Source organism: Pseudomonas sp. N-1-13 (assembly GCF_057787095.1).
Genome location: NZ_JBYNRI010000001.1, coordinates 1,908,780 through 1,926,991, shown reverse-complemented (window position 1 = coordinate 1,926,991; position 18,212 = coordinate 1,908,780). Strand labels below are relative to the sequence as shown.

General features: G+C 60.1%; 16 protein-coding genes. 5 read left to right on the top strand and 11 right to left on the bottom strand.

Annotated features, from left to right (window positions below; translation table 11 throughout):
• The first annotated feature begins 6 nt into the window (after nucleotides 1–6).
• Nucleotides 7–573, top strand: a complete 567-nt coding sequence (locus AC3I65_RS08745; protein WP_047227215.1) for a CsiV family protein — start codon at nucleotides 7–9, stop codon at nucleotides 571–573.
• Nucleotides 574–584: 11 nt separating this feature from the next.
• Nucleotides 585–3,278, top strand: a complete 2,694-nt coding sequence (locus AC3I65_RS08740; RefSeq protein ID WP_488523633.1) for an SNF2-related protein — start codon at nucleotides 585–587, stop codon at nucleotides 3,276–3,278.
• 1,734 nt (nucleotides 3,279–5,012) lie between these two features.
• On the opposite strand, the gene AC3I65_RS08735 is transcribed toward AC3I65_RS08740, so the two are convergent.
• The 4 genes from AC3I65_RS08735 to AC3I65_RS08720 are packed head-to-tail and all read right to left on the bottom strand — an operon-like array spanning nucleotide 5,013 to nucleotide 7,654.
• On the bottom strand, nucleotides 5,013–5,753 hold the full coding sequence (locus AC3I65_RS08735; RefSeq protein WP_047227213.1) for an S-methyl-5'-thioinosine phosphorylase: 741 nt from the start codon (nucleotides 5,751–5,753) through the stop codon (nucleotides 5,013–5,015).
• Between the two features lie 11 nt (nucleotides 5,754–5,764).
• Complete coding sequence (gene nagZ, locus AC3I65_RS08730) at nucleotides 5,765–6,763, bottom strand: beta-N-acetylhexosaminidase (protein ID WP_488524302.1); 999 nt, start codon at nucleotides 6,761–6,763, stop codon at nucleotides 5,765–5,767.
• An 8-nt stretch (nucleotides 6,764–6,771) separates the two neighbouring features.
• Nucleotides 6,772–6,900 (bottom strand): hypothetical protein, encoded by a 129-nt coding sequence (locus tag AC3I65_RS08725; RefSeq protein WP_268990177.1) that lies wholly within the window; start codon nucleotides 6,898–6,900, stop codon nucleotides 6,772–6,774.
• Nucleotides 6,901–6,946: 46 nt separating this feature from the next.
• Complete coding sequence (locus AC3I65_RS08720) at nucleotides 6,947–7,654, bottom strand: TetR/AcrR family transcriptional regulator (RefSeq protein ID WP_047227211.1); 708 nt, start codon at nucleotides 7,652–7,654, stop codon at nucleotides 6,947–6,949.
• Between the two features lie 240 nt (nucleotides 7,655–7,894).
• On the opposite strand from AC3I65_RS08720, the gene lexA reads away from it, so the two are divergent.
• Together lexA and sulA are read left to right on the top strand one after the other, a co-directional pair.
• Nucleotides 7,895–8,503, top strand: coding sequence for a transcriptional repressor LexA (gene lexA, locus AC3I65_RS08715; protein WP_047227210.1), 609 nt, complete (start codon nucleotides 7,895–7,897; stop codon nucleotides 8,501–8,503).
• A 10-nt stretch (nucleotides 8,504–8,513) separates the two neighbouring features.
• Complete coding sequence (sulA, locus tag AC3I65_RS08710) at nucleotides 8,514–8,987, top strand: SOS-induced cell division inhibitor SulA (RefSeq protein ID WP_047227209.1); 474 nt, start codon at nucleotides 8,514–8,516, stop codon at nucleotides 8,985–8,987.
• 71 nt (nucleotides 8,988–9,058) lie between these two features.
• Here sulA and AC3I65_RS08705 read toward each other — a convergent pair whose 3' ends face one another.
• From AC3I65_RS08705 to AC3I65_RS08675, 7 genes are all read right to left on the bottom strand, one after another.
• Complete coding sequence (locus tag AC3I65_RS08705) at nucleotides 9,059–9,292, bottom strand: hypothetical protein (protein ID WP_047227208.1); 234 nt, start codon at nucleotides 9,290–9,292, stop codon at nucleotides 9,059–9,061.
• A gap of 106 nt (nucleotides 9,293–9,398) precedes the next feature.
• Complete coding sequence (locus AC3I65_RS08700) at nucleotides 9,399–9,923, bottom strand: DUF6586 family protein (RefSeq protein ID WP_107322906.1); 525 nt, start codon at nucleotides 9,921–9,923, stop codon at nucleotides 9,399–9,401.
• 237 nt (nucleotides 9,924–10,160) lie between these two features.
• The gene (topA, locus tag AC3I65_RS08695) at nucleotides 10,161–12,773 is read right to left on the bottom strand and encodes a type I DNA topoisomerase (RefSeq protein WP_047227206.1); all 2,613 of its coding nucleotides are present in this window, start codon (nucleotides 12,771–12,773) and stop codon (nucleotides 10,161–10,163) included.
• A gap of 115 nt (nucleotides 12,774–12,888) precedes the next feature.
• A complete protein-coding gene (locus tag AC3I65_RS08690) occupies nucleotides 12,889–13,125 on the bottom strand; it encodes a DUF1653 domain-containing protein (RefSeq protein ID WP_047227205.1) in 237 nt (78 codons plus the stop codon).
• Nucleotides 13,126–13,233: 108 nt separating this feature from the next.
• The gene (fadA, locus tag AC3I65_RS08685; protein ID WP_025212747.1) at nucleotides 13,234–14,409 is read right to left on the bottom strand and encodes an acetyl-CoA C-acyltransferase FadA; all 1,176 of its coding nucleotides are present in this window, start codon (nucleotides 14,407–14,409) and stop codon (nucleotides 13,234–13,236) included.
• A gap of 30 nt (nucleotides 14,410–14,439) precedes the next feature.
• Nucleotides 14,440–16,587 carry a fatty acid oxidation complex subunit alpha FadB gene (fadB, locus tag AC3I65_RS08680; protein ID WP_047227204.1) on the bottom strand — a complete coding sequence of 716 codons (2,148 nt, stop codon included), beginning with the start codon at nucleotides 16,585–16,587 and terminating at the stop codon, nucleotides 14,440–14,442.
• A gap of 490 nt (nucleotides 16,588–17,077) precedes the next feature.
• Entirely contained in the window at nucleotides 17,078–17,515 is a 438-nt protein-coding gene (locus AC3I65_RS08675; RefSeq protein ID WP_488523632.1) for a hypothetical protein, read from the bottom strand.
• 108 nt (nucleotides 17,516–17,623) lie between these two features.
• On the opposite strand from AC3I65_RS08675, the gene AC3I65_RS08670 reads away from it, so the two are divergent.
• Nucleotides 17,624–18,064, top strand: coding sequence for a universal stress protein (locus AC3I65_RS08670; protein ID WP_047227202.1), 441 nt, complete (start codon nucleotides 17,624–17,626; stop codon nucleotides 18,062–18,064).
• Nucleotides 18,065–18,212 lie beyond the last annotated feature (148 nt).

Here is an 18,212-nt window from a genome sequence, read left to right as displayed (position 1 = left end):
CGCCCCATGCGCCTGTTTCGCTCACTGACCTTGTTGATGACCCTGGTCGCTCCCCTGGCGTTTGCCGATGACCTGTATCAGGTTGAAATGATCCTGATGCGCCAGAACGCCGAACCGGCGATTGTCAGCCGCGCCGCACCGGAGGACTGGGACGCGGGCGCGCAACGCCTGGACGCGAAGAGCCAGCGCACGCCTGCATTGGGTCACATCGTGGAAAAACTCAACGCCAGTGGTCAGTACACGGTGCTGATGCACAAAGCCTGGCAGCAGAACCTGGGCGAACAGGGCAGCCGAATCGCCGTCAGTGATGGCGCAGAACAGTTCGGCCAGTTTCCCATCGAAGGAACCCTGGAACTGAAACTGGGGCGGTTTACCGACGTGGACGCCGACTTCTGGATCAACCAGATCGACACCAATGGCCTGGTCACTTCCAGCGAACGCCTCAAACAGCAGAGCCATACCAAAAATGGCCAGTTGAATTTCCTCGACAACGGCCACCTCGGCCTGCTGATCAAAATCACCTCGCTGACTGCGCCTGCGCCACGGCAGGCGCCTGACGTCATTCCGGACTGATCGGCGCGCCTATGCCCTCGCCCCTGAGCAAACCCCTGGCACCCTCCTGGGTCAATCGATTCAAGGAACAGAGCCTGGAGCGCGGGCGCCGTTACGCGCTGGAAAACCGCGTCAGGATCGTCGAGGCCGGCGACAGCACCATCACCGCCAGTTGTGAAGGCTCTGGGGGTAACGTTTACCGCCAGACGATTCGCCTGAAAGAGTCAGCCAAAGGCACGTTGATTCTGCTTGAAGCCGCCTGTACCTGCCCGGTGCGCATCAACTGCAAGCACTGCGCGGCGGTGCTGCTGCAAGTCCAGGAAACCCTGGCCTACCCGGCCGCCGAGAAAGACGCGCAGTTGCTGGAGAAACTCCAGGCCGTGCTGGAAAACCGCAGCCCCAAGGCCCCGCCGCAAGTGCTGGTGGACAACGTCCAACCAATGCCGCGGCTGTGGCTGGCGAGCATCGAGTTCAGCGCTTTCGAGCCGCGCAATGGCAAGATGCAGCGCTACATCCAGCACCGCGCCGCCCTGTCTTTCAGCTACCTGGACGAATACGTCAGCGGCCAGCGCAACACTGACGTACTGATTCGCCAGGACACACAGACGCTGCGGATAAAACGCCAGACAGAAGTGGAGCAGTCCTACCGCGAACAGCTTCGAATCCTCGGCTTCAAAATCGCAACCCGACAAAGCAAGGCCCTGCCCGAAAGCGCCGGTGAACTGTACGAGATGGTCAACGACAGTGCGTGGCTGACGTTCACCCTCAACGATCTGCCGAAACTGCGCAGCCAGGGCTGGGAGTTGCAGATCGACGAGGATTTCGGTTTCGACCTGACGGCGGTGGACGAATGGTACGCCACGGTCGAAGAAACGCCGGAACGGGACTGGTTCGATCTGGAACTGGGGATCATCGTCAACGGTGAACGATTGAGCCTACTGCCGATTCTGCTGAACCTGATGCGTTCGCACATCGAGCTGTTCAACCCGGAACGCCTGGCCAGGCGCCGCGATGACGAACTCATTCTGGTCAACTTGCCCAACCGCCCGAACTCCGAGTTCGGACCGCAGCAAGTGGCCCTGCCCTATGGCCGGCTGAAACCGGTGCTGGCCACCCTGGGCGAGTTCTACCTGCAAGAACCGGGCACCACCAAACTGCGCTTGAACAGCGCGGATGCCCTGCGCCTGAACCCGCTGCAAGACATGCCCTTGCGCTGGGAAGGCGGCGAACACATTCGTGGCCTGGCCCAACGCCTGCGGGACATCAAGGACTTCACCAGTACCGCGCCAGAAGGCCTGAACGCCACGCTGCGGCCTTATCAGCTCGAAGGTTTGAGCTGGATGCAATCGCTCAGGCAGCTGGAAGTCGGCGGCATCCTCGCGGACGACATGGGCCTGGGCAAAACCCTGCAAACCCTGGCGCACATCCTCAGCGAAAAAAACGCCGGGCGCCTCGACCGCCCTTGCATGGTGGTCATGCCCACCAGCCTGATCCCCAACTGGCTCGACGAGGCCGCCCACTTCACCCCGCAACTCAAGGTATTGGCCTTGTACGGCGCCGGGCGCAAGAAGCACTTTGACCGGCTGAACGATTACGACCTGGTCCTCACCACCTATGCGCTATTGCCCAAAGATGTCGAGCGCCTGGCGGCGCAGCCGTTGCATGTGCTGATCCTCGATGAAGCCCAGTACATCAAGAACCCGAACAGCAAAGCCGCCGAGGCGGCCCGCGAACTCAACGCCCGCCAGCGGCTGTGCCTGTCCGGTACGCCGCTGGAAAACCACCTGGGTGAATTGTGGTCGTTGTTCCACTTCCTGCTGCCGGGATGGCTCGGGGACGTCAAGAGCTTCAACCGCGACTACCGCGTGCCGATTGAAAAGCGCGGCAGCGATGTGCGACTGCAGCACCTCAACGGTCGGATAAAACCTTTTCTGCTGCGCCGGACCAAGGAGCAAGTGGCGACAGAACTGCCACCCAAGACCGAGATCATTCATTGGGTCGAGCTCAGCGATGCCCAGCGGGATGTCTACGAAACCATGCGCCTGGCCATGGACAAGAAGGTACGCGACGAGATCACCCGCAAAGGCGTGGCTCGCAGCCAGATCATCATTCTCGAGGCGCTGCTCAAGCTGCGCCAAGTCTGTTGTGACCTGCGCCTGCTCAACGATGCCGCCCTGCCTGCCCGCGGCAGCACCTCGGGCAAGCTCGACAGCCTGATGGAGATGCTCGAAGAGCTGTTTGAAGAAGGTCGCCGGGTGCTGCTGTTTTCTCAGTTCACATCGATGCTGTCGCTGATCGAAGACGAACTGAAGAAACGCGGCGTCGATTACGCCATCCTGACCGGCCAGACCCGGGACCGACGTACGCCGGTCAAGGAATTCCAGAGCGGCAAGCGTCAGATCTTTCTGATCAGCCTGAAGGCCGGCGGCGTAGGCCTGAACCTCACCGAGGCGGACACGGTGATCCACTACGATCCATGGTGGAACCCCGCCACCGAAAACCAGGCGACCGACCGCGCCTATCGCATCGGCCAGGAGAAGCCGGTGTTCGTCTACAAGCTGATTGCCCGAGGCACGGTGGAAGAGAAGATTCAGCTACTACAGAAGGAAAAATCCGACCTCGCAGCCGGCGTATTGGACGGGCGCGTGGCCGGAGACTGGAAACTGCAAAGCGACGATATCGAGGCACTGTTCGCGCCATTGCCGGACAAGCTGGAAAAACGCTGATTCACAGCAATCCCTGTGGGAGCCGAGCCTGCTCGCGATAGCGGTGATTCAGATGTTGAAGATGTGGCTGTGCCGCCGTCATCGCGAGCAAGCTCGCTCCCACATGGTCCTGAGGTGAGCGCAGCATAGGTCTGCACCCCGAATCTCCTGTGGGAGCGAGCCTGCTCGCGATAGCGGTGGTTCAGTTGTTGGAGATCTTGGCTGTGCCGCCGTCATCGCGAGCAAGCTCGCTCCCACATTGCCCTGAGGTGAGCGCCGGATAGGTCTGCACCCCGAATCTCCTGTGGGAGCGAGCCTGCTCGCGATAGCGGTGATTCAGATGTTGAAGAGGTTGGCTGTGCCGCGGTCATCGCGAGCAGGCTCGCTCCCACATTGCCCTGAGGTGAGCGCAGCATAGGTCTGCACCCCGAATCTCCTGTGGGAGCGAGCCTGCTCGCGATAGCGGTGATTCAGTTGTTGGAGATCTTGGCTGTGCCGCCGTCATCGCGAGCAAGCTCGCTCCCACATTGCCCTGAGGTGAGCGCCGGATAGGTCTGCACCCCGAATCTCCTGTGGGAGCGAGCCTGCTCGCGATAGCGGTGATTCAGTTGTTGGAGATCTTGGCTGTGCCGCCGTCATCGCGAGCAAGCTCGCTCCCACATTGCCCTGAGGTGAGCGCTGGATAGGTCTGCACCCCGAATCTCCTGTGGGAGCGAGCCTGCTCGCGATAGCGGTGATTCAGTTGTTGGAGATCTTGGCTGTGCCGCCGTCATCGCGAGCAAGCTCGCTCCCACATGGTCCTGAGGTGAGCGCAGGATAGGTCTGCACCCCGAATCTCCTGTGGGAGCGAGCCTGCTCGCGATAGCGGTGGTTCAGTTGTCGGAGATGTTGGCTGTGCCGCCGTCATCGCGAGCAAGCTCGCTCCCACATTGCCCTGAGGTAAGCGCCGGATAGGTCTGCACCCCGAATCTCCTGTGGGAGCGAGCCTGCTCGCGATAGCGGTGATTCAGTTGTTGGAGATGTTGGCTGTGCCGCCGTCATCGCGAGCAGGCTCGCTCCCACATTGCCCTGAGGTGAGCGCTGGATAGGTCTGCACCCCGAATCTCCTGTGGGAGCGAGCTTGCTCGCGATAGCGGTGATTCAGATGTTGAAGAGGTTGGCTGTGCCGCCGTCATCGCGAGCAGGCTCGCTCCCACATTGCCCTGAGGTGAGCGCAGCATAGGTCTGCACCCCGAATCTCCTGTGGGAGCGAGCTTGCTCGCGATAGCGGTGGTTCAGTTGTTGGAGATGTTGGCTGTGCCGCCGTCATCACGAGCAGGCTCGCTCCCACATGGTCCTGAGGTAAGCGCCGGATGGGTCTGCACCCCGAATCTCCTGTGGGAGCGAGCCTGCTCGCGATAGCGGTGGTTCAGTTGTTGGAGATCTTGGCTGTGCCGCCGTCATCGCGAGCAGGCTCGCTCCCACATTGCCCTGAGGTGAGCGCAGCATAGGTCTGCACCCCGAATCTCCTGTGGGAGCGAGCTTGCTCGCGATAGCTGACTAACCGGTAGATACCTTGTCACTTTGAAAATCCCTCACCGGCGTGCGCCGATCCGTGGTGCTGCCGGTCAACAACGAATAGTCAAGGCTGCGCTTTTGCAGCTCCTCCTCAATCAAGGCCAGCATTGAGGTGAACTGGGAAAACAACAGAATCTTGCCCGAATAGCCCTTGCTGGCAGCAGGAAACCTTTGCGCCCGTTTTCACTGCCTGTTCCGCTAGCCAGCCATCAATACCCGCGCCAACGTCGACTTCACCTTCCCCATCCCATCATGCAGCGCCTGCTCGATTTCCGCCATGGTGATCACAGCCGTGGACTTGCCCGCCGCCGGATTCACCACCAGCGCCAGGCAGGCGTAATCAAGCTCCAGTTCACGGGCCAGCGCCGCTTCCGGCATGCCGGTCATGCCGACGATGTCGCAACCGTCGCGCTCCAGGCGGGCGATTTCGGCCACGGTTTCCAGGCGCGGGCCCTGGGTGCAGGCGTAGACGCCATGGCTGCTGTAGCCACAGCCTTCGGCGGCCAGGGCGGCGATCAGTTGCTGGCGCAGCGCCTCGCTGTAGGGGTAGCTGAAATCAATGTGGGTAACCGCCTCCAGGTCATCGGCAAAATAGGTGTGCTGACGGCCGCTGGTGTAATCGATCAATTGGTGAGGCACGCAGAAATGCCCGGTCCCCATCGCGGCGTGAATCCCGCCCACGGCGTTGACCGCCAGGATCGCCTCGGCGCCGGCCTGCTTCAGGGCCCAGAGATTGGCGCGATAGTTCACTTGATGAGGTGGAAAGCGATGAGGATGGCCGTGACGGGCCAGAAACAGCACTTCGCGCCCGGCGTAGTCACCGATCTGCACCTCGGCCGATGGCGCACCATAGGGCGTTTCTACTGCCAGGGACTGGCGAATGGTCAGACCTTCGAGTTGGGTCAGGCCAGTGCCGCCGATAATTGCGTAAACGGTCATGACAAATGTCCTTAATCGATCAGTTGGGCGGCTTTCAGCGCGCTGATTGCCGTCAGCCAGCGTGGGTCCTGGCGGTACTCGGTGGAGGCGAAGGCCTGCCCGCGCATGCGTGCGATGCGCGCCGATGGTTTGACCTTCAACCGCTGGGCGGCGCTCAAGGCCAGTTCGGCGGCGGCGCGGTCGTTGCACACCAGCCCCATGTCGCAACCGGCCGACAACGCCGCCTCGATACGACTGGCGGCATCACCCACCACATGAGCACCCGCCATCGACAGATCATCGCTGAAGATCACACCATCGAACTGCAATTCGCCACGCAGAATGTCCTGCAGCCAGCGCCGGGAAAAACCGGCCGGATTGGCATCGACCTGCGGATAAATGACATGGGCCGGCATGACGGCCGCCAGTTGCTTGCTCAGTTTGGCGAACGGAACGAGATCGTGGGCGCGGATCTGTTCAAGGCTGCGCTCATCGTTGGGAATGGCCACATGGGAATCGGCTTCGGCCCAGCCGTGGCCGGGGAAATGCTTGCCGGTGGCAGCCATACCGGCGGCGTTCATACCCCGAATGAAGGCACCTGCCAGCAGCGCTGCGCGCTCGGGGTCGCCTTCGAAGGCACGACTGCCGACCACCGCGCTACGTTGATGATCGAGGTCCAGCACCGGGGCAAAACTCAAATCGAGGCCGACCGCCAGCACTTCAGTGGCCATGATCCAGCCGCACTGCTCGGCCAGGTATTCGGCATTCGGGTTGTCGGCAATCGCCCGCATTGCCGGCAAACGCACAAACCCCTGGCGCAGGCGCTGCACACGCCCGCCTTCCTGATCGACCGCCAGCAGCAGGTCGGGGCGGATGGCGCGAATCGAGGCGCTCAGCTCGCGCACCTGGCGTGGATGCTCGATATTGCGAGCAAAAATGATCAGGCCACCCAGTTCGGGCTGGCGCAACAGGTGGCGATCTTCGGCCGTCAACCAGGTACCGGCGACGTCCACCATCAACGAGCCTTGCAGGCCAGCAGTCATAATATTTCCTTGATAACAATGAACCCGCACAGCGGCGCACGCACGACCGCGCCGCCGGGCTCCAGGCCCGGCAGGTCACGGTTATGCAATGAAATATAAAGCGGGTTCGAAACGAGAGTCGGCATGGGCCGCTAGCTTAGCGGATGTAGGCAGCCGCGCCCACCCGTGCACTCAGGCCTTGGCGAGCGCCGGGGTTGATTTGCTGCGCGGGCGCAACTGCGCGGCAGCCATGGCCTCATCGGTGACGCCACTTTCGGCGCGCATGCCAGCAGCCAGGAATGGCACCATCAGACGCATCACTTGCTCAATCGAGGTATTCACACCGAAATCGGTTTCAGCGATGGCCCGCAGCGCCTTGATGCCGGACATGCTGAAGGCAGCGGCGCCGAGCATGAAATGCACGCGCCAGAACAACTCGATCGGCGGAATGCGCGGCGCGGCCTCGTTGACCAGAAGCATATAGCGGCGGAAAACCTTGCCGTACATGTCTTCCAGATACCGCCGCAGGTGGCCTTGGCTCTGGCTGAATGCCAGGCCCAGCAAGCGCATGAAAATGGAAAGGTCGTTACCGCTGCGTGGCTGCACGACAAGGGCTTGCTCGACCAGGATCTCCAGCAGCTCTTCCAGGGTTGGCTTGACGTCAGGCTTGGCCTGACGCCGCTCCAGCTCACGATCCAGGCTGACACAGAAAGGCCCGAGGAAACGCGAGAACACGGCCTGGATCAGCGCTTTCTTCGAACCGAAGTGATAATTCACCGCCGCCAGGTTCACCCCGGCCTTGCTGGTGATCAGACGCAATGAGGTTTCAGCGAAACCTTTTTCCGCGAACAATTGCTCGGCAGCATCGAGAATGCGTTCTACGGTTTCCGACTGGGCCATGGCTACTCCGCCTGACAAACACTTGTTTGAAACATACGTTTCAGCCTTGGGGTTGTCAAGCCTGCCGGGACGTTTTGCGAACGCTCGGTCAGATATTTAACCACACCTGCGGCCCGCTGTAGCCCATGACGTTTTTGCGGCCCGACCGACCGTCCAGCGGCCTGTGCGAAAAGGAGGATTGCCAAGCCGCGCCCACTGTATATAATCCCAGTCACTGTATAAAAAGACAGAGCGATCAATATGCTAAAGCTGACGCCACGCCAAGCAGAGATTCTAGCCTTCATCAAACGCTGCCTCGAAGACAACGGCTACCCGCCGACCCGCGCGGAAATCGCCCAGGAACTGGGCTTCAAGTCGCCCAACGCGGCTGAAGAGCACCTCAAGGCGCTGGCTCGCAAGGGCGCTATCGAAATGACCCCGGGCGCGTCCCGTGGCATTCGCATCCCCGGTTTCGAGGCCAAGGCCGACGAAACCACCCTGCCGATCATCGGCCGGGTAGCGGCAGGTGCTCCGATCCTCGCCGAGCAGCATGTCGAGGAGTCCTGCAACATCAACCCATCGTTCTTCCATCCGCGAGCTGACTACCTTCTTCGCGTGCACGGCATGAGCATGAAGGACATCGGCATCTTCGACGGCGACCTTCTTGCGGTCCACACCACTCGCGAAGCCCGCAACGGCCAGATCGTGGTGGCGCGAATCGGTGATGAAGTAACCGTCAAGCGTTTCAAGCGCGACGGCAGCAAGGTCTGGCTGATTGCCGAGAACCCCGAGTTCGCCCCCATCGAAGTCAATCTTAAAGATCAGGATCTGGTCATCGAAGGCTTGAGTGTCGGCGTTATTCGCCGCTAAAGGAGGCTTTATGCAGTTCCCACACACACCACAACACACTCAACTTCCGCTGTTCGAGGCGTTCATGGCCCAACCGCTGGTTCCCGCCCTCAAAGAGGTGATCGAGTCACCTTGGGGCGCCGAGCCCGAGGCCTTCAGCGAACTGTCGTTACGTGGTGCCGCCGGGAACTGCCTGAACCTGCTGGCGCCGATCCTGCGCGAGCTGAGCCAGGACCAGGACGCTCGCTGGCTGACGCTGATCGCACCACCGGCCAGTGTCACCCAGGCCTGGCTGCGAGATGCGGGCCTGAACCGTGAGCGCATCCTGCTGCTACAGCCGCGAGGCACTCAAAGCGCCCAGCAACTGACCTGCGAAGCGTTGCGCCTGGGCCGCAGCCATACGGTGGTCAGTTGGCTCAATCCGTTGACCACGACCGCACGGCAACAGTTGATCAGCGCCGCGCGCACCGGGGACGCACAAAGCCTGAATATTCGATTGGGCTAAAAAACGCAGGGCTTCTCCAGGACAGAGAAGCCGGCCAGGAACACTATCGTCCAAAAAGCCGACAGGCGGGATCAATGAAGAACCCGCGGCCCCTCTTCCTTGTTGAATTCGCCTTCAACCAGACGACCTGCCATCTGCACGCCCACACTCAACATCGCCTTGGCGACTTCGACGTGCTGGCCTTGCAGGAAGGCCTTGGCGTCCTCGGAGAAGTTCAAGGTAACCAGAGAACCCTCGTCCTCGGCCCTGCGCAGCTCGATGCGGCCATCAGGAAGTTCGACAATTTCTAGAAAGGACGTTGGCATAAAAGTCTGTTCTCCACGAAAGGCGAGGATTATATAGTCATCGGCCAGGCTTCGCTCGGGATCTTGACCAAGCGTTATGGGCGAATATTACGGATCGGGGGAAAACTCAGCACTCGTTCAGCCCTTCGCGAAAGCGGATTGCCAAGCTCTTGAGGTTCTGGCGCCAGCTTTCCAGCTCCTCTCGGCTCAATGCCTGCTCGGGCTCTTCTTCGTCCAGATTGACCGCCATGATCAAAGGCTGGGTCACGTCGCCCTTAGGCTTGCGAGGAGCGCGGGGCGGCTCAAACAGTGCCGCGTGTGCCGCCAACAGTTGCGCCAGCCAGGTTTGCGGGTTGTGCGCCAGCTCGACCATTTCGGCCAGTTCCGGAATGGCGACGGTTTCCAACACCTCTTGTGTCAACAACAGTTCGGCCCGGGGCGCATTTGCCTGCGGCAGACGGTAGAAACCGGCAATTTCGTGGCAAAGCCCCAACAACGCGCCGTACAGATGAAACAGCGCTGATTCGCGCCCAGCCTGGGTCAGCGCGGGGGAATTCATCGCACGCCCATCCTCTGCCCTGGCGAGCGCTTCGAGCGACAGGCCGGCAAAATAAATTTTCTGATTGGTGCGGGTGTAGAGTTCGTGGGCCATGGCGGCATTCTCCCCAACGAAATAAAAGCTTCACGCAAGGGCGACAGTGTCGTGGAACAACCGAGGCCACTGCAAGGCAAAAACAAAAAGGCCGCATGAAAACCTACGAGTTGTCATGCGGCCTTTTGTTTACTTGAGGCTATTGGGACGGCTGCGCCCGAAATATCGGACTGGTCCAGCGGGAGCAAGCTCCCTCGCCACAGAGGCCCCGTACGCCACAAGAAAGCACTTTATCAATCAGCGCTTGTCTTCAACCTTCCATTTGCCGCCGTCGTAGTACGCCTTCCAGCCGGTTGGCTTGCCGTCGACTTCGGTCTGCACGTACTGCTCCTTGGTCTTGCGGCTGTAACGAATCACCGCCGGCCGACCCTCCGGATCCTTCTGCGGAGCTTCGCAGAGGAAATGGTACTTCGGATCGATTTCATCCTTGTGCGGCACGATCTCCAGCACCAGCGGCGCACGGGTCTCGCGGTTTTTCGGGAACTGGCTCGCCGCCAGGAACAGGCCGGACGCACCGTCGCGCAGGATGTAGGTGTCGTTGACCTTCTCGCACTTGAGTTCAGGCATCTTCACCGGGTCCATCTTCGGCGGCGCCGCGTCACCGCTCTTGAGCAGTTTGCGGGTGTTCTTGCAGGTCGGATTGGTGCAGCCGAAGAACTTGCCGAAACGGCCGGTCTTGAGCTGCATCTCACTGCCACACTTGTCGCACTCAAGGCTCGGACCTTCATAGCCCTTGATGCGATAGGTGCCCTCTTCGATCTCGTAACCGGCGCAATCGGGATTGTTACCGCAGATGTGCAGCTTGCGCTTCTCATCCAACAGGTAGGCATCCATCGCTGTGCTGCAGATCGGGCAGCGGTGCTTGCCGCGCAGCACCAGGGATTCCGATTCCCCCTCGTCGTCCGCGGCGATTTCGTCGCCCGGCACCAGGTTGACCGTCGCCTTGCAGCGCTCTTTGGGAGGCAGACTGTAGCCCGAGCAACCCAGGAACACGCCAGTCGAGGCGGTACGGATCTGCATCGGACGACCACACGTCAGGCATGGGATGTCGGTCATGACGGGCTGGTTGGCCCGCATGCCGTTCTCGGCACTTTCGGCTACTTCGAGTTTTTTCTTGAAATCGCCATAAAACTCGTCGAGGACGTTTTTCCAGTCCCGCTCACCCTGGGCCACATCGTCGAGGTTCTCTTCCATGCCGGCGGTGAAGCCGTAGTCCATCAGGTTGGAGAAACTCTCGGACAAACGTTCGGTAACGATGTCGCCCATCTTTTCCGAATAGAACCGACGGTTGTGCAGCGCCACGTAGCCGCGGTCCTGGATGGTGGAAATGATCGCTGCGTAGGTCGAAGGACGACCGATGCCACGCTTTTCCATTTCCTTGACCAGGCTGGCTTCCGAATAACGGGCCGGCGGCTTGGTGAAGTGCTGGGTCGGATCAAGCTTGATCAACTTCATCACATCGCCCTGGGCCATGTCTGGCAGGACGTCGTCGTCACCCGGCTTGGTGATTTGCGGCATGACGCGGGTGTAGCCGTCGAACTTCAGGATGCGGCCCTTGGCGCGCAGCTCGAAGTCGCCGGCACCGACGGTGACCGTGGTCGACAGGTATTGCGCCGGCAGCATCTGGCAGGCCAGGAACTGGCGCCAGATCAGCTCGTAGAGGCGCTCGGCATCGCGCTCCATGCCCGACAGCTTGCTTGGCTCGGTGTTGGCATCGGAGGGACGAATCGCTTCGTGAGCCTCTTGTGCGCCTTCCTTGCTGCTGTAGACGTTCGGCGTCTCCGGCAGGTATTTCTTGCCGAACTCGCTTTCTATATAAGTGCGCGCCATTGTCACGGCATCGGCCGAGAGGTTGGTCGAGTCGGTACGCATATACGTGATGTAGCCCGCTTCGTACAAACGCTGGGCCATCATCATGGTTTTCTTCACGCCGAAACCCAGGCGGTTACTCGCGGCCTGTTGCAACGTGGAGGTGATGAACGGTGCCGACGGCTTGCTGCTGGTCGGTTTGTCTTCACGCTTGACGATGCTGTAGCTGGAAGCCTTGAGCTTCTCCAGCGCAGCCATGGCCTGGGCTTCATTGAGCGGCTTGAAGGCTTCACCCTTCTCACGGGCCACGTCGAAGCGCACGGTGGCGCCCTTGGCGGTGCCGAGGTCGGCGTGGACTTCCCAGTATTCTTCAGGGATGAACGCACGGATCTCCCGCTCGCGCTCCACCACCAGCTTCACGGCGACCGACTGCACACGCCCGGCCGACAGGCCACGGGCGATCTTGGCCCACAGCAGCGGCGAAACCATGTAGCCCACCACGCGATCAAGGAAGCGCCGCGCCTGTTGGGCGTTGACCCGATCGATGTCCAGCTCGCCTGGCTGGGAGAAGGCCTCCTGGATGGCCTTCTTGGTGATTTCGTTGAACACCACGCGCTTGTAGCGGCTGTCATCCCCACCGATGGCTTCGCGCAGGTGCCAGGCAATGGCTTCCCCTTCGCGGTCCAAGTCCGTCGCCAGATAGATGGTGTCGGCATCCTTGGCGAGCCGACGCAGTTCTTCGATGACCTTTTCCTTGCCCGGGAGGATCTCGTACTTGGCTTTCCAGCCGTGTTCCGGATCAACCCCCATGCGCGAGACCAGCTGCTTGCGCGCCTTGTCCTTGGGCGACAGCGCCGGCGCTTCACCGGCAGCAGCCTTGCCGCGCTTGGCGGCTGGCTCCTTGCTGGCGCTAGCCGAACCGCTGGTGGGCAGGTCTCGGATATGGCCGATACTCGACTTCACCACGTATTGGTTGCCCAGATACTTGTTGATGGTCTTGGCCTTAGCCGGGGATTCCACAATGACCAGCGATTTGCCCATGGATCAGAAAATTCCTGAATTCTAAAAAGTGAAAGGCGGTTGGCGCCTGACGCGGCACCGCTATATATAGTGGCTGCAAGGTGAGGTCAAGCGCAGGGTTGCCCCGGTATCGGCCTCAAGGCTTGGAAAAAAGGCTCTCTTCGGCCTGCACCAAAGCAAAGCGTGGCACCTGCTCGCCGTCAACTTCGACAGACTCCTGGAACATGCTCAACGGTCGCACCCAAAAGCCGTAATCGCCATACAGGGCTTGATAGAAGACCACTTCTTCCTCGGTCTCGGAATGCCGCGCGATGCTGAATACGCGGTACTGCGGACCTTTGTAATGTTGGTAGAGCCCAGGTTGTATCGGCATGCTTCGGCCCTCGCTCAAATATTTTTTAAATAAAAACAAAATCTTTTTTTCTAAACCCGGAAAAACAAAAACCGGGGCACTTGGCCCCGGCTTCCATCGACGTAACGCTTAGACGCGTTCGAAGACAGTGGCGATGCCCTGGCCAAGGCCAATGCACATAGTGGACACCCCAAAGGTGCCGCCGTTCTGCTTCATGACGTTGAGCAGCGTGCCGGAGATACGCGCACCGGAGCAACCGAACGGGTGACCCAGGGCGATCGCGCCGCCGTGCAGGTTAACCTTCTCGTTCATCTTGTCGAGCACTTTCAGATCTTTCAGCACTGGCAGGGCCTGTGCGGCGAAAGCTTCGTTGAGCTCGAAGAAGTCGATATCGGAAATACTCAGACCCGCACGCTTCAAGGCTTTCTGCGTCGCCGGTACTGGACCATAGCCCATGATTGCTGGATCAACACCGGCCACGGCCATCGAACGAATCACCGCCATCGGCTGGATGCCCAGGTCCTGGGCACGCTGGGCCGACATCACGATCATGCACGAAGCACCGTCGGTGATCTGCGAAGAAGTACCGGCTGTCACGGTGCCGCCCTTTGGATTGAAGGCCGGCTTGAGGGCCGCCAGGCTTTCCAGGGTGGTTTCCGGACGAATGGTTTCGTCGTAGTCGAACAATTTCAGGAAACCGTTCTCGTCATAGCCCTGCATCGGGATGATTTCGTCCTTGAACTTGCCTTCCACGGTCGCCTTGTGGGCGAGCTGGTGGGAGCGCACGCCGAAGGCGTCCTGCTGTTCGCGGGTGATGCCGTGCATTTTGCCGAGCATTTCCGCGGTCAGGCCCATCATGCCCGAGGCTTTTGCCGCGTACAGCGACATGTGCGGGTTCGGATCGACGCCGTGCATCATGCTCACGTGGCCCATGTGCTCGACACCGCCGACGACGAACACATCACCGTTGCCGGTCATGATCGCCTGAGCAGCGGTATGCAGCGCGCTCATGGACGAACCGCACAGACGGCTGACAGTCTGTCCGGCCGCGGTGTGAGGGATCTGGGTCATCAGCGAAGCCATGCGGGCGATGTTCCAGCCCTGCTCCAGGGTCTGGTTCACACAGCCCCAGATCACGTCTTCGACTTCGTTGGGGTCGACCTTGACGTTACGTTCCAGCAGCTTGCTGATCAGGTGCGCCGACATGTCTTCGGCGCGGGTGTTGCGGTGCATGCCGCCCTTGGAGCGGCCCATCGGCGTACGACCGAAGTCGACAATCACGACGTCTCTAGGATTCAAGCTCATAAATGTTCTCTCGCTCTAGTCGTTGGGCGCTTAACCGAAGAAGCTCTGGCCGTTCTTGGCCATTTCACGCAGCTTCGCGGTCGGGTGGTACAGCGCGCCCAAATCAGCGTACTGGTCTGCCAGGGCAACGAACTCGGCCACACCGATCGAATCGATGTAGCGCAGCGCACCGCCACGGAATGGAGGGAAGCCGATACCGTAGACCAGACCCATGTCGGCTTCGGCGGCGGTTTCAACAATGCCGTCTTCCAGGCAACGCACGGTTTCAAGGCACAGCGGGATCATCATCCAGTTGATGATGTCCTCGTCGGTGACTTCGCGCTGCTCGTAGACGATCGGCTTGAGCACTTCCAGCACCGACGAGTCGGCCACTTTCTTCTGCTTGCCGCGCTTGTCGGTCTCGTAGGCGTAGAAGCCCTTGCCGTTCTTCTGGCCCAGGCGCTTGGCTTCGTAGAGCACGTCGACGGCCGACCGGCGGTCGTCTTTCATGCGGTCCGGGAACCCTTCAGCCATGACATCGCGACCATGGTGGCCGGTGTCGATGCCGACCACGTCCATCAGGTACGCAGGGCCCATTGGCCAGCCGAATTTTTCCATGATCTTGTCGATGCGCACAAAGTCCACACCGGCGCTGACCAGCTTGGCGAAACCGCCGAAGTACGGGAACAGAACGCGGTTGACCAAAAAGCCCGGGCAGTCGTTGACGACGATCGGGTTCTTGCCCATTTTCTTGGCGTAGGCCACGGTGGTGGCGATCGCTAGTTCGCTGGACTTCTCGCCACGGATCACTTCCACCAGCGGCATCATATGCACCGGGTTGAAGAAGTGCATGCCGACGAAGTTTTCCGGACGCTTGAGGGCCTTGGCCAGCAGCGAGATGGAAATGGTCGAGGTGTTCGAAGCGAGGATAGTGTCCTCTTTGACCTTGTCTTCGACTTCAGCCAGTACCGCCTGCTTGACCTTCGGGTTCTCGACAACGGCTTCGACCACCAGGTCGACATGGCCGAAATCGCCGTAGGACAGGGTCGGACGAATGCCGTTGAGCACTTCGGCCATCTTCGCCGCGGTCATGCGACCTTTATCGACGCGGCCAACCAGCAGCTTGGCCGCCTCGGCCAGGCCTTGCTCGATACCGTGCTCGTTGATGTCTTTCATCAGGATCGGCGTGCCTTTGGACGCCGACTGATAGGCGATACCGCCACCCATGATACCGGCGCCGAGTACGGCGGCCTGCTTCACGTCACGGGCGATTTCGTCGTAGGCCTTGGCCTTTTTCTTCAGTTCCTGGTCATTGAGGAACAGACCGATCAGGCTTTGTGCAGCCGAGGTCTTGGCCAGTTTGACGAAGCCGGCGGCTTCGACTTCCAGGGCCTTGTCGCGACCGAAGTTCGCGGCTTTCTGGATGGTCTTGATCGCTTCGACCGGCGCCGGGTAGTTCGGGCCTGCTTGACCTGCGACGAAACCCTTGGCGGTTTCGAAAGCCATCATTTGTTCGATGGCATTGAGCTTGAGCTTTTCAAGCTTCGGCTGGCGCTTGGCCTTGTAGTCGAACTCGCCACTGATGGCGCGCTTGATCGTTTCGAGGGCCGCTTCCTGGAGTTTGCCTGGCTCGACCACGGCATCCACGGCGCCGACTTTCAGTGCGTCTTCAGCACGGTTTTCCTTGCCGGCGGCAATCCACTCGATAGCGTTGTCGGCACCGATGAGGCGCGGCAGACGCACGGTACCGCCAAAGCCTGGGTAGATGCCCAGCTTGACTTCCGGCAGGCCGATCTTGGCCGTGCTGGACATGACGCGGTAATCCGCTGCCAGGCACATCTCAAGGCCGCCACCCAGGGCGATGCCATTGATGGCCGCGACGGTCGGTACGTTGAGGTCTTCGAAGTCGCTAAAAATACGGTTCGCTTCGAGGTTGCCAGCGATCAGTTCGGCATCGGGCAGCTTGAAGTTATCGACGAATTCGGTGATGTCGGCGCCGACGATGAAGACGTCCTTGCCGCTGCTGACGATCACACCCTTGATCGAAGCATCTGCCTTGATAGTGTCCACAGCCTGACGCAGTTCATTCAGGGTTAGACGGTTGAACTTGTTGACGGACTCACCCTTGAGATCGAACTTCAGTTCGACGATGCCACTTTCAAGAGCCTTAACCGTGATGGCTTTACCTTCGTAAATCATCAACTGATCTCCACGATATGGAAGCTGAACAGTACACGTTGAACGCTGACTGCTGGTTCGGCATTGACGTTTACCGCCGATGCTACGCCAATCCGCCAGGCACACCCGTCAACGCGATAGTCGGGGTTCTGTAGGAACGTTCGGAAAATACAAACGCTCAATTCATACGCCCGTTTGATTTGGGTACGCCACCTTCACGGAATTTCCGACAATTGTCAATCGCCCTAAACAGGGGCTTGAACGCGACTTCCCGGTCATTTGCGTACCGCACGGATCCGCAACACGGCGCTGCATGTACAGCCATTCATAGGATCAATAATTAGAAAAGTCGCCCTAATTCCAAGCGCGCTGGATTCAACCGACTACTCTGTCGGGAGCGCGACTGAAGATTTTGAGCAAAGGACGTTACGAACGAACGTCCGGATAGGCGTTTTGATTACCGGCCTGCCTGGCCAACCCGCCCGATGAGACTGTCGGGCTTTTTTATGCCTCAGGCCAGCGCCTTGAGCACCGCGCAAATATCCTGCAACACAGTGGCTTCGCCCTTCTCGCCCCAATACAAGGCGATCATTTGCCCGTCGGCCTCGATTTTGTAGACGTTGGGGGGCAATTTTTCGAAATGATTGAGCAACGACTCATCCTGGCAGACTTCGCGCCACTGATTGACCCATACGCCCGGCGCGGTTTGCCAGTAGGTCCAGATAGCCGGCTGCTTGCCCCGTCGGGGCCGATGGTACTGGGCGCAGGGGTTTGGCGCCTGCTGCCCGAGCCAGTGGGGCCACTCCTGCGGAGCCAGTTGCATGGCCAGGCCAAGGCGTCGCGCCTCCATGCGCAACGCCATGCGACCGCTCTGAACACGGGACGGGCGCAACCATGCCAGGGGGCTTAATACCACCAACAGGATTGACACCACTATCCAGACCGTCATATTCGTACTCCCCGAATTCTGATGAGCCATGACGATTGACCCACGTCGCCGTCGATGCGCTTGAAACCAGCCATACTTACCGTATCGCAATTCTCTGGAGTGCCTTCCATGTACTACGAACACGTCCTGGTCGCCGTCGACCTCACTGAAGAATGTGATCCCGTCGTCAAGCGTGCTCTGGCCCTTTGCGAAGGTCGAGACACCAAACTGTCGCTGGTTCACATCGTCGAACCCATGGCCATGGCCTTCGGTGGTGATGTGCCGATGGACCTTTCCCAGTTGCAACAACAACAATTCGATCAAGCCAAGGAACGCCTTGACCGGCTGATCGTGAAATACCCCGCCCTGAAAAAGGAATACAGCCACCTGACCTACGGCCAGCCGCGTCAGGAGATCCATCACCTGGCCAAGGAACAGGGTTGCGACCTGATCGTCGTGGGCAGCCATGGCCGTCATGGCCTGGCACTGCTGTTGGGCTCTACAGCCAACGACGTGCTGCATGGCGCGCCTTGCGATGTGCTCGCGGTGCATCTGGTCAAGCGCACATAAAACCTAAACCTGTGGGAGCGAGCTTGCTCGCGAAAGCGTCCTGACAGTCAACATTGAAGTCGACTGATACACCGCTATCGCGAGCAAGCTCGCTCCCACAGGGGAATAGCGTTTCAAATAAAAATCCCGGCGTTCATCTCTGAGCACC